Origin of the sequence: Flavobacterium sp. FlaQc-57 (assembly GCF_044007395.1) — a bacterium.
Classification (GTDB): Bacteria; Bacteroidota; Bacteroidia; order Flavobacteriales; family Flavobacteriaceae; genus Flavobacterium.
Map to the genome: position 1 here is coordinate 383,591 of NZ_JBIPDA010000002.1, position 12,594 is coordinate 396,184.

The 12,594-nt window shown below is 33.8% G+C and carries 10 protein-coding genes; 3 read left to right on the forward strand and 7 right to left on the reverse strand.

Going from position 1 to position 12,594, the window contains the following annotated elements; all coding sequences use genetic code 11:
* The first annotated feature begins 29 nt into the window (after positions 1–29).
* Complete coding sequence (locus ACHRVZ_RS07635) at positions 30–764, forward strand: metallophosphoesterase family protein (RefSeq protein ID WP_395421683.1); 735 nt, start codon at positions 30–32, stop codon at positions 762–764.
* A 49-nt stretch (positions 765–813) separates the two neighbouring features.
* Positions 814–1,338 carry a DUF6646 family protein gene (locus ACHRVZ_RS07640; RefSeq protein ID WP_395421684.1) on the forward strand — a complete coding sequence of 175 codons (525 nt, stop codon included), beginning with the start codon at positions 814–816 and terminating at the stop codon, positions 1,336–1,338.
* A 185-nt stretch (positions 1,339–1,523) separates the two neighbouring features.
* Here the strand turns inward: ACHRVZ_RS07640 and ACHRVZ_RS07645 are convergent, their stop codons facing one another.
* The 6 genes from ACHRVZ_RS07645 to ACHRVZ_RS07670 all read right to left on the reverse strand — a co-directional run bounded on the left by ACHRVZ_RS07645 (position 1,524) and on the right by ACHRVZ_RS07670 (position 8,327).
* Complete coding sequence (locus ACHRVZ_RS07645) at positions 1,524–2,411, reverse strand: S-adenosyl-l-methionine hydroxide adenosyltransferase family protein (RefSeq protein WP_395421685.1); 888 nt, start codon at positions 2,409–2,411, stop codon at positions 1,524–1,526.
* Positions 2,412–2,579: 168 nt separating this feature from the next.
* The gene (locus ACHRVZ_RS07650; protein WP_395421686.1) at positions 2,580–3,233 is read right to left on the reverse strand and encodes a 3-oxoacid CoA-transferase subunit B; all 654 of its coding nucleotides are present in this window, start codon (positions 3,231–3,233) and stop codon (positions 2,580–2,582) included.
* A gap of 95 nt (positions 3,234–3,328) precedes the next feature.
* Positions 3,329–4,030, reverse strand: a complete 702-nt coding sequence (locus ACHRVZ_RS07655) for a CoA transferase subunit A (protein ID WP_395421688.1) — start codon at positions 4,028–4,030, stop codon at positions 3,329–3,331.
* 170 nt (positions 4,031–4,200) lie between these two features.
* Entirely contained in the window at positions 4,201–6,507 is a 2,307-nt protein-coding gene (locus tag ACHRVZ_RS07660; protein WP_395421689.1) for a penicillin-binding protein 1A, read from the reverse strand.
* Positions 6,508–6,517: 10 nt separating this feature from the next.
* Positions 6,518–6,997 (reverse strand): gliding motility lipoprotein GldH, encoded by a 480-nt coding sequence (locus tag ACHRVZ_RS07665; RefSeq protein WP_395421690.1) that lies wholly within the window; start codon positions 6,995–6,997, stop codon positions 6,518–6,520.
* The gene (locus ACHRVZ_RS07670) at positions 6,981–8,327 is read right to left on the reverse strand and encodes a stage 0 sporulation family protein (RefSeq protein WP_395421691.1); all 1,347 of its coding nucleotides are present in this window, start codon (positions 8,325–8,327) and stop codon (positions 6,981–6,983) included. Before ACHRVZ_RS07670 ends, ACHRVZ_RS07665 begins: the two co-directional genes overlap by 17 nt.
* Before the next feature lie 440 nt (positions 8,328–8,767).
* Here ACHRVZ_RS07670 and ACHRVZ_RS07675 point away from each other — a divergent pair, with 440 nt between their 5' ends.
* Positions 8,768–10,963 carry a T9SS type A sorting domain-containing protein gene (locus ACHRVZ_RS07675; RefSeq protein WP_395421692.1) on the forward strand — a complete coding sequence of 732 codons (2,196 nt, stop codon included), beginning with the start codon at positions 8,768–8,770 and terminating at the stop codon, positions 10,961–10,963.
* A gap of 68 nt (positions 10,964–11,031) precedes the next feature.
* Here the strand turns inward: ACHRVZ_RS07675 and ACHRVZ_RS07680 are convergent, their stop codons facing one another.
* On the reverse strand, positions 11,032–12,390 hold the full coding sequence (locus ACHRVZ_RS07680; RefSeq protein WP_395421693.1) for a rhodanese-related sulfurtransferase: 1,359 nt from the start codon (positions 12,388–12,390) through the stop codon (positions 11,032–11,034).
* Between the last annotated feature and the right edge of the window lie 204 nt (positions 12,391–12,594).

Consider the following 12,594-nt stretch of genomic DNA (forward strand, 5'->3'; position numbering starts at 1 on the left):
TTTTGTAATTCTACACGAAACAATATAAAATGCGAACATTTGTTATAGGCGACATACACGGCGGACTACTCGCTCTTGAACAAGTGATGAAAAAAGCCCAAGTTACTACCCAGGATACTCTTATTTTTTTAGGTGATTATGTTGATGGTTGGAGTCAGTCTCCACAAGTACTTGATTATTTAATGGATTTGAAAACCAAACAAAACTGCATTTGCATTCGAGGAAACCATGATGAATTGCTGTTGTCCTGGTTTCAAAGCAAAAAAGACGAAGTTGACGAAACTTTATGGTTTAAACACGGTGGAGAAGCAACTGTTTTAGCCTATAAAAAACTAACCGAAGAAAAGAAACAAATTCATATTGCTTTTTTAGAATCATTAGAAGATTATTATCTTGATGATCAAAACAGATTATTTGTTCACGCTGGTTTTACCAATCTGAATGGAGTAACTTATGAATATTTTCCTAAATTATTTTACTGGGACAGAACACTTTGGGAAACGGCACTTTCACTAGATCCAACTTTAAAACCGGATGATGTACTTTATCCAAAACGTTTCAATCTATATAAAGAAATTTTTATTGGCCACACGCCTGTAACCCGAATTGGAAAAACGGTTCCTGTTCAAAAAGCCTGTGTCTGGAATGTCGATACTGGCGCAGCCTTTAGAGGTCCTTTAACAATTATGGATATCGATACAAAAGAATTTTGGCAAAGTGATCCATTAAATGAATTGTATTTTGAAGAAAAAGGTAGGAATTAGTTCATAAAAAGCTATTTTTGCACTTCAAAAAAAATTAATATTTAAGTTTATGAAAAAGATTATTACACTTTTGTTCTTGGTATCCTTTGGATTTACTCAAGCACAACAAGCTTTTAAAGGAAAAGGAGACGTAAAAGTAAATGTTGGGGCTAACTTACAAAATGGTGGCTCAGGAATTCAAGGTTCCGTAGATTTTGGGTTGGGAGAAAATTTCTCTGTTGGTTTTGTTTCCAACTATTTATTAGGTGTGGATACTTATATCCCATACCACCAAGTTGCAGGTCAAACGTACCGTAAACCAGATTTTGGTGAGCGTTTTGATGCTAAAGCAAGAGTTAATGCTAATTTGAGCAGTGTAATTGGTGTTGAACAATTAGACGTATATCCAGGTTTAAACTTAGGATTACATAATTTTGGTGGTCATGTTGGTGGTCGTTATTTCTTTACTGACGGATTTGGTGTTTTCACAGAAGTTGGTTTTCCAATAGCTAAATACGGAAGCAATAATGGTATGTATGACAACTTAAACAATCAGGTAACTTTTAGTTTAGGAGCTTCTTTCAATTTGGATTAAGTTTTTTAAACCGAAAACACTCTAAAGTTTATAAAAAAAGCGTTCATCATTAGATGAACGCTTTTTTGTTTTTATGGTTGAGTAGAAAATTCAGCCTTCATGCGGAACAAGCCCAAGGCGCTCTAATTGAAATACGATCTGACTTCGATCATCCACAAAAACTTTTATTAAAACTTTATATGATTTTATTTACTAAGCAAAATACTCCACTCTGCTCCACTATAGATTTTATATTTTTCTGAGAAACTACCCTGATTAATAGCCAAAGAAAAATTCAAAAGACTATTAAAATAAGCAACAGGCGTTCCTACTGTAACTTCTCCAAAAGTATTAACGAACTTCAGCTTTCCTTCATACACTTTTTTAGTTCCTTTAAAAATTTGAATTTTAACCAAATCTCCCGTTTTCAAACCTAAATTAACAAATGTTTTTTTATCAATATTAGTCCAAACATTACCGTACTGAACATCCAGGATCGGAATTCCGCCTTTGATCATTCCTTTTTCAAAAACCGGTTTTTGGTAGTCAATCTTTACAACTTCACTGGGCAGCTTTGAACCAACTTCGTCAAAAGTAATCGCTTTAGAGGCTAAACGTGCTCCGGTAAATGCGTAAACATCGCGCCCATGAAACGTATAAGATTCATTCGAATCCTGACGACGGTTTTTTACTTCATCAATTTCACGAATTTCCTGAATACCTAATTGTTCTGCAATCAAAGTCAATGTACCATTATCAGGCGTTACAAAATAATGCCCCGATTTAGTTAACAAAACAACCGAATGCCGTGCCGTTCCAACTCCAGGATCACAAACAGATACAAATACAGTTCCCGCAGGATAATATTGCGCAGTTTGTGATAAACGATATGCTGCTTCCCAAATGTTATATGCCGGAATTTCGTGAGTCAAATCAAATATTTTCAAATCTGTTGAGACTCCCATCGCAACTCCTTTCATGGCGGACACTGCACCATCTTTCAATCCAAAATCAGATTGAAAAACCAATACATTATTTTGCGAAAAGCCATTGAATGTAATAATACACAGAAAAGCTAATAATCGTAATTTCATTATTTCTCTTTTTCAAATTAAACTAACCGCGAAATGCATAAAGTTCGGAAGATTTTACTTCTGACAGAAAGCTAATTTACAAAGTTTTACAAAAAACGAAAACCGTTCGATTGGAACGGTTTTTATATAAGCTTTATAAATGTTTAGCAGACTTTACGGTTACAAAATCTAAATTGCCATTTCAGGAATTTCACCTTCAATAATCAAATCGGCCTCAGTCGAAGCTATAATATGCTCAACAGAAATACCTGGCGCGCGTTCTAAGAGCTTAAAACCCCTTTTGGTCACTTCTAGAACCGCAAGCTCAGTTACAACCTTTTTAACGCATCCTACACCCGTTAATGGCAAAGTACACTTTTTTAAAATTTTAGATTCGCCGGCTTTATTGACGTGCATCATGGCAACAATAATATTTTCGGCGGAAGCCACCAAATCCATCGCACCTCCCATTCCTTTCACCATTTTCCCCGGAATTTTCCAATTGGCGATATCTCCATTTTCAGAAACTTCCATTGCGCCTAAAATCGTTAAATCTACTTTTTGACTACGAATCATTCCGAAGCTAAAAGCCGAATCAAAGAAACTCGCTCCCGGAAGTGTTGTAATCGTTTGTTTTCCAGCATTAATAATATCTGCATCTTCTTCTCCGGCAAAAGGGAAAGGCCCCATACCGAGCACTCCATTTTCGCTTTGAAACTCCACGGCAATATCTTCTCTAACATAATTCGCAACCAAAGTCGGAATCCCGATCCCAAGGTTCACAAAATATCTGTCTTTTACTTCTTTAGCAATTCGCTTTGCAATATCTTCTTTTGTTAACATATTTTCTAATGTGTCAATTTGGAAATTAGATAATTAGATAATGCTTCACTTTGCGCAATCTAATTAATTATCTAATTATCACATTTTCTAATTATCTAATTTCTAGTTCTCACGGTTCGTTGTTCGATTCTTTTTTCAAATTTCTCTCCTTGAAAAATACGCTGCACCATAATTCCGGGAATATGAATTTGATTGGGATCTAATGTTCCAACCGGAACCAATTCTTCGACCTCTGCAATCGTAATTTTTGCTGCACCAGCCATACAAGCATTGAAGTTTCTGGCAGTTCCTTTAAAAATAAGATTTCCGGCTTCATCCCCTTTCCACGCTTTTACAATTGCAAAATCAGCTTTAAAAGCCAGTTCCATGATATGCATTTTACCATTGAACTCACGAACCTCTTTTCCGTCAGCAACTTCTGTTCCGTAACCTGCAGGCGTAAAAAAGGCAGGAATTCCAGCTTGAGCTGCGCGACAACGTTCTGCTAAAGTTCCTTGAGGTGTTAACTCTACCTCTAATTCTCCCGAAAGCATCTGACGTTCGAACTCCGCATTTTCGCCCACATAAGACGAAATCATTTTTTTAATTTGTTTCTTTTGCAAAAGCAATCCCAAACCAAAATCATCAACTCCAGCATTGTTAGAAATACAAGTCAAATCAGAAATTGGAGAATTTACTAAAGCTGCAATAGTATTTTCAGGAATACCGCACAATCCAAAACCGCCAAACATGATCGTCATGTTACTTTCGATTCCATCAATTGCTTCCTGAACATTATTTACTTTTTTTGTTATCATAACAAACTGTCTTTATTACTGTATATTTTTGATAAAAATAAGATTTTTAGATTAAATTATAACGATTTCGTAAAAAATAAAACCAGTATAATCCAAAAAAAATCCTTTTGCTTACTTCCAAATTTCAGAAGATCACAAAAGGATTTTTTTATTATAAAGCCGAACTTAAACTACAATTCGAATTCGTCTGTATTTTGTTCTGTTTGAGTAGTATCTTTTACAACAGCAGGCCTGCTATAACAATCTACTTTTATAGAAAGGTTTGCAGGTCTTTCAAATTCAGATTTTGAAACCTGAAGTCCTGGATCTGCATAACAAAGTTTCATGAAATAACCCCAAATTGGCAATGCAGCTGTTGCACCTTGTCCGTAAGTTAAACTTTTGAAACGAGCTGAACGGTCTTCACAACCAACCCAAACTCCTGTTACTAAATTAGGAACCATACCCATGAACCAACCATCTGACTGGTTTTGTGTTGTTCCTGTTTTTCCCGCAATTGGATTTCTAAACATATACGGATATCCTGTCCAACGGTTGTCACCGCTTCCTCCACCTTCAGTACGCAAACGCGCACCAGAACCGGTTTCAGTAACTCCTTCTAATAATTTGATCACTGCAAAAGCAATATCTTTATTTAATACGTCGTGAGATTCTGGAATTGGCTCATAAATAACCTCTCCGCTTTTGTTCTCAATACGGGTTAAAAACTGTGGTTTTACATAAACCCCCTGATTAGCAAATGTACTATAAGCAGCAACCATGTCTTCAACTGTAATATCTACAGCTCCAAGAGCGATAGAAGGTTGCGCCGGAATCTCTGTTTTTACGCCTAATTTATGCGTTAATTCTACCACTGCTTCCGGTCCTACACGATCAATTAATTTAGCCGAAATAGTATTAATCGAATTTGCCAAACCTTGCTTCAAAGTAACCATTCCACGGTATCTGTTATCAGAGTTTCTTGGTTCCCAATCTGCAGTAACATTGTGACGTCCTTTATGAATCATAAACGGACCATCAAGAATTGAATCACAAGGAGACATATTCAGCTGCTCAATCGCCGTTGCGTAAACAAACGGCTTAAAAGTCGAACCTACTTGTCTTGCACCTTGCCCAACGTGATCGTATTGAAAATATTTATAATTTATTCCACCAACCCACGCCTTGATATTTCCGGTTTGAGGCTCCATTGCCATTAAACCAGATTGCAAAAAGTGTTTAAAATAACGAATAGAATCCATCGGTGTCATTACAGTATCACGCTCTCCTTTCCAGGTAAAAATGCGCATTTTTGTTTTTACTTTAAATGAAGCAATGATATCGTCTTCGCTTTTATCCATATCTTTCATGATTGCCCAACGCGTTGAATTTTTCATCGCCTGCATCATGAGTCGATCAGTTTCTGCTTGAGAAATATTTACAAAAGGTGCATTTTTATTGGTTTTCTGTTCAATAAAAAACTGTTGCTGCAAGTTTTTCATATGTTCAGAAACCGCTTCTTCTGCATGCAGCTGCATTCTTGAATCGATTGTGGTATAAATTTTCAGACCATCTTTGTAAATATCATAATCAGAACCGTCTGGTTTTTTATTCTCTGCTACCCATTTTTTCATGTAATCACGAAGGTATTCTCTAAAATAAGTTGCCGTTCCTTCGCGGTGGCTTTCTAATTTGAATTTTAAAGTAATAGGTAAAGCCTGTAATCTCAATTTTTCTGATTCGGTAATCATTTTTGCTTTTTCCATTTGAGAAAGCACAACATTACGACGATTTTTTACCCCTTCAGGATTACGAACCGGATTGTATAAACCAGAGTTTTTGAACATTCCGACTAAAATAGCCGATTCATCCATTGTTAAATCTTTAGGATCTTTTGAGAAATACGTTTGCGCCGCAGAACTTACTCCAACAGAGTAATTTCCAAAATCGTAAACATTACAGTACATCGCCAAAATTTCGTTTTTGGTATACTGTCTCTCCAAACGAATAGCAATAATCCATTCTTTTATTTTCTGTACAATCCTGAAAGGAAGAAATTTAGATCCCTCTCCATGAAACAATTGTTTTGCTAATTGTTGTGTTAACGTACTAGCTCCACCGTTTGTTCCTAAACTAAAAACAGCTCTTAAAGTTCCACGTCCGTCAATACCTGAATGTTCATAAAAACGTGCATCTTCGGTAGCAACCAAAGCTTCAACTAAACTTTTTGGTAAATCAGAATATTTAAGTTGCGATCTATTTGTCTTGAAATATTTACCAATAACGACTCCATCAGAAGAAATAATTTCTGTAGCAAGGTTTGAATCCGGATTCTCCAGGTCTTCAAAAGAAGGCATTGAGCCAAATAAACCCCATGAGGCAAATAAAAAGAAGGCTAATATCCCAAGAAGACTATAAGCAAAAATTCTCCAGAATTTCTTTTTATAGTAATTGATATCTTTTGTGGTATTTGATTGATTGTTTTTTTTAGCAGCCATAACTATTTTTCTAATCTTTTTGTTCTATTCTAAAACCTACGTCTGTAATACCTTCTAAAGCCTGAACACCAGGAATTTTACCCGATTCTCTAACAGCTTGTTTAATGTGAACTTTGTATTTTCCTTTAAATTTCACATTTTCTTTGTAATACAGTTTACTTTCTTTAATATCTGTAAAACCATTTCCTAACAAAGTTCCGTCAGGTTTTGCCATTTCATATTCTAAAGTATCAACTTTAGTGAAACCACTTGGCGTTTCAATAGCCACAATTAAAAACAAATTTTTGAACGGATAATTATTATTGTCCCTCAAATTTATAAATAAATTGTATTTTTTGGTTGAATCTAAAACTGGCAGATCAAAGGTTATAATACTGTCTTTGTTCCAAGCACTTCCAACAGATTTATACTCATCAAACACTCTTTTTTTATCGCAAGAAAAAAGAAGTATCGCTACCAAAAGAAGAATCCCGCTATTTTTTATTCTCATTTTTAGTAATAATTATAGGTTTTCTAGGTTCAGCCGGTTTATTATCTTTCGGATTATTTGGTTTATTCGATTGATTCGGCTTATTATTATTCGGCTTATTTCCCTTGTTAGGATTTCCTCCTGCAGGTTTATTAGGCTTTTGATTTGTTTGAGGTTGAGCTTGAGGTTTTTCCGGAGTAGCCACAATCGCTGCTTCTCCATTTGGTTTGCGTTTGCGATTTGGTTTTTTCTTTCTTTTTGGCTGATCAAAACGAGTCAAACTCTCTTGTCCCATTGCATTATTAAAATCTTTTTCAGGTTCTGAAGTTTCTTCAATCGCAAAATCTTCTAATGAAGAAACTTTGTTTTTCAATTTGTTCTCAGCAATAATTTCTTTTACCTGATCAATTTTCAAAACATGCCAGTTTGCAAAATTATTCGTGTAAGCAAACCACATTAATCCTTTAAAAATATCTTGTTTTTGACAAATTGCATCTCCTTTTTCGGTTACTAATTTTGTATCGTAATCCGGGAAATCTTTCAACGCATCCATATAAGTATCAAGCTCATAATTCAAGCAACACTTTAATTTACCGCATTGTCCTGCTAATTTTTGCGGATTTAGCGAAAGCTGTTGGTAACGCGCGGCAGAGGTATTAACACTTCTAAAATCTGTTAACCAGGTCGAACAGCAAAGTTCTCTTCCGCAAGAACCAATTCCGCCTAAACGAGCTGCTTCCTGACGGAAACCAACTTGTTTCATCTCGACTCTTGTGCTAAATTCTTTCGCAAAATCTTTAATCAAAAGTCTAAAATCGACTCTGTCATTTGCTGTGTAGTAAAATGTAGCTTTTGATCCGTCTCCTTGAAATTCAATATCTGATATTTTCATTTCAAGTTTGTGCTGAATCGCTAATTCACGTGCACGAACTTTCATCGGCTCTTCACGATCACGCGCTACAGACCAAATATCAATATCTTTCTGAGATGCTTTTCTGTAAATTTTCGGAATTTCATTACTTTCATGGTTTACACCTTTTTTCTTCATTTGAATTTTAACCAATTCTCCTGTCAAAGTAACAATTCCAATATCATGTCCTGGCGAAGCAACAGTTGCTACAATATCACCAATACTTAAAGTTAATTTTTCTGAATTTCTAAAAAATTCCTTACGTCCGTTTTTAAAACGAACCTCAACACAATCAAAAATTGCTTCTCCATTTGCCGGACTCATGTTAGAAAGCCAGTCAAAAACCGTCAATTTATTGCAGCTATCGGTGCCGCAAGTCCCATTATTTTTACAACCCTTTGGTGCACCACCATCTGAGGTTGAACAACTTGTACATGCCATAATTATATATGTAGTGTTGCATAAAAGCAACTTAAGTTCATAAACGTTTGATCGGTAAAGATAGTATTTTTTTTAGTTTGCTTTTTACCGATTAAAACTAAAGGATTGTTAAATACAAAATGACGTCTAAAGAATGGTTAAACACTAACTTTAACCTTAAAATCAAGCTTAATTATAAGCCGAAAATCAAAGACCAATTTATACTACTTACAATTTTAAACGATTGATATCTTGACTTTAGCAACTTATTCTTCTTGTTTTAATTTACAAAAAACATGAAATTTTAGATCTTAATCTCTTACCTGCATATCAAATAAGTAAGTATATTTGGGCTAAAAAAAAATCTTCTAGCTCTTTTTAAAGAATAAAAAACAGGAAACAGCAAAATTAATCACCAAACACTCTAAAAAATCTCAATACCAATTTTAACCACTTTAAATATGAAAATAAAACTACTTTTTTTATTCTTTTTCGCAAGCCTAACTTCGTTTTCTCAATCTCAATACACCTTAATTCCCGATCGTGCGTTTGAAAACAGACTAATTGCCTTAAAGATTGATACTGCTCCAGCTGATGGACAAGTACTTACTTCTCAAATTTCTGGAGTAACGACTCTCGATATTGCTGGTAAAGACATTAAAGATTTAACAGGGATTGAAAATTTCACGGCATTAACCTATTTAAGTTGTTATAACAATAAATTAACCAGCTTAAATCTTTCTAAGAATACTCTTTTACAAGATTTACTCTGTGGAAATAATCAATTAACAAGTTTAAATCTACCTAAGAATACTGTTTTTCAATCTATAAGTTGCTATAATAATAAACTAACAGATTTAGATGTTTCGCAGTATACATCTTTAACATCTTTATATTGTAATAAAAATCAATTAACAATTTTAGAGCTTTCTAAGAACACCAATTTAAGAAATTTAGATTGTTCCGGTAATCTATTAACGACTTTAGATCTTTCGAAAAATACTGCTTTAGCAGGTTTCGCTTGTTCTGAAAATCATTATTTAGTGAGCGTAAACTTGAAAAATGGCCGAAACGGTAGTTTGGTATCTCCAGATTTCACATTAAACCCTAGCTTAATGTGTATTCAGGTAGATGATGCAGCAGCTGCTTATACAAAATGGAACTCAAAAAAAGATATATCAGCAAGCTTTGATACTACATCAAGCTGCGACTATACTGTAATTCCTGATGCTACTTTTGAAGACTATTTAATAAAATTAAAGATCGACATAGACGGAAGAAATGGAAAAGTACTTACCTCGACAATTGACAAAATAACTGATTTTGACATGGGATTGCAAAAAACGACAGATCTAACGGGTATTGAAGGTTTTGCAGCATTAAAAAATTTAAATTGCTCTAATAATCAATTAACAAGTTTAGATCTTTCTAAAAATACTGCGCTAATATCATTAAATTGCTCGACTAACCATATAATGACTTTAAATGTTTCTAAAAACTATGCCTTACAGTCTTTAAGATGCAGCTATAATGGGCTTTACAATCTAGATGTTACTAACAATCCCGCTTTAACTAATTTAGTTTTTACCAGTAATAATTTAACTAGTATAAATCTCGAAAACAATACTGCTTTAACAGAACTAGGTTGTAGTCAAAATAATTTAACGAATTTAGATATTTCTAAAAACACCAGTTTAAAAATTTTAAGCTGTATGTATAATCAATTAAAAAGTTTAGAGGTTTCTAAAAACACAGCTTTGACCGATTTAGTTTGTTCTAACAATGAAATAACAAGTTTAGATCTTTCTAACAATATTGATCTAAAAAATTTAAGCTGTTCTGATAATAGATTAACGCGCTTAGATCTTGACAAAAATATTGGTTTAAAAAAACTAAGCTGTTCTTCTAATAAAATAACAAGTTTAAATCTAGATAAAAATACCGCTTTGACTGGAATAAGTTGTGGTGAAAATCTATTAACAAGTTTAGAAGTCTCTAAAAATACTTTACTGGTAGATTTATCTTGCTACAGTAATCAATTAACTAGCTTAGAAGTTTCAAAAAGTACTGGTTTAAGCGATTTTCGTGCTAGCAATAATAAAATAACGAGTATAGAACTTTCTAAAAATACGGCTCTAAAAGTTTTTGATATTGGTGGTAATAAAATAAAGACTTTAGATCTTTCTAAAAACCCCGCTTTAACATATGTAAAATGTTATGACAATCAATTAACGAGCCTTAATATAAAAAATGGCAAGAACACGATCATTGCAGAGATCGATTTTACAAAAAACCCAAATCTAACCTGCATTCAGGTAGATAATCCAGCGTCTTTAAATTCAAGTTATGAATGGGTTCATAATAAAGATGCAATTGCAACTTACAAAACTGACTGTAGTGCCTTAGGAATTGACGAGAACGTTTTGAATAAAATAGTTCTGCATCCAAATCCTGTAAAAGGAGATTTACACATAGATGCCGGTGTTGTAGAAAAAGCAAGCGTTTATAACACACAAGGGCAATTGATAAAAAGCGTAAAATTCAACAATACATCAGAATCTAATACGATCAACCTGTCAGGTGTAGAAAAAGGAATTTATTATATCTATTTGCATAACGAAGATGCAACTCTTGTCAAAAAAATAATAATCGAATAGTTTTAATCAAAAAAAAGCCTATTCTGTTCAACACAAAATAGGCTTTTTAAATTATTCTTCTAATTAATTTATCCTAAAATCTTATAGATTTTATCCGACAATCTAATTCTGAAAGGCACTTCAAAAGTAACTTTATCTCCAATTTTTGCAGTTGTAGTTTCTACTCCATCTACAATCATTTTATCTAATAGTAATTCTTGTTCTCCGGTTGTTGGACCAGAAATTAAAATTTTGTCACCAACATTCAATTCTTGATTTTCTACAGTAAATTGGCCAACTTTTGCTTTTACATAATAATGCTCTGCTTTTCCAAGTAATGCTTTTTTTACTTTTATTTTCTGGCGAATATCTGCTGGTTTCTCAGCTGTTCCTAAAGCAGTATTTGGTAATTCACCCGAATGTTTGAATTTCAAACTATCCGATTTTCCTTTTCTGAATACTTTATTCCCAACTTGTTTTCCTGTTCTCAAACGAACCTGATCAACCAAAGGCATGTGTACAATATCAAGACATTCAGTAGAACAACAATTTTCCATTGCTGCTTTACATTCATCACATTGAATAAATAACAAATGACAACCATCATTTTCGCAATTGGTATGATTGTCGCAAGGTTTTCCACATTGGTGGCATTGGGAAATAATATCATCTGTAATTCTTTCGCCGAGACGATTATCAAATACAAAGTTTTTTCCAATGAATTTGCTTTCTATGCCTTCAGCTTCAATTTGTTTCGCGTAATTAATGATTCCGCCTTCTAACTGAAAAACATTTTTAAAACCCTGATGTTTAAAATAAGCACTTGCTTTTTCGCAACGAATTCCTCCGGTACAATACATCACCAGATTTTTATCTTCTTTATGGTTTTGAAGCTGTTCGTTGATTATAGGCAAACTCTCTCTAAATGTTTCAACATCTGGAGTAATGGCATTTTTAAAATGACCAACTTCACTTTCGTAGTGATTTCTAAAATCAACCACAATAGTATTGGGATCTTCTAAAATTTCGTTGAATTCTTTGGCTTTCAAGTGAACGCCTATGTCAGTAACATCAAAAGTTTCGTCGTTCAAACCGTCAGCAACGATTTTGTGACGCACTTTAATGGTCAATTTTAAAAAGGAATGATCGTCATGTTCTACGGCTTCATTCAAACGAATGCCTTTCATAAAATCATAAACTTCGAGAGTTGCTCTAAAAGCCTCTAAGTTTTCTTCAGGAATACTCATTTGAGCATTTATTCCTTCATTGGCAACATAAATTCGGCCTAAAGCATCGAGTGCGTTCCAGGCTACAAATAAATCATCGCGAAATTTTTTGGGATCTTGAATTTTGGCATACGCATAGAAAGACAACGTAAGACGTTGTTTACCGGCATCATCGATCATGATGGCTCTTTCTTCTGCGCTTAAAGTGTTATACAGTTGCATGCTATAAACTAATTTAAGTTGAGAAATAATATGTTTTGAATTCTATTTTCTGAGTGAATTCGGGCGCAAAGGTAAGCTTTTATTTGCAATTTCAAAATACACAAAAAGTCATTTAACTAGTACTTTAAGTTTATTCTAAAATGATTCTACTTATCTTTTTTATCTTTTGACTCAAAAACAAAAAATATAAACAGCAAAAAATCA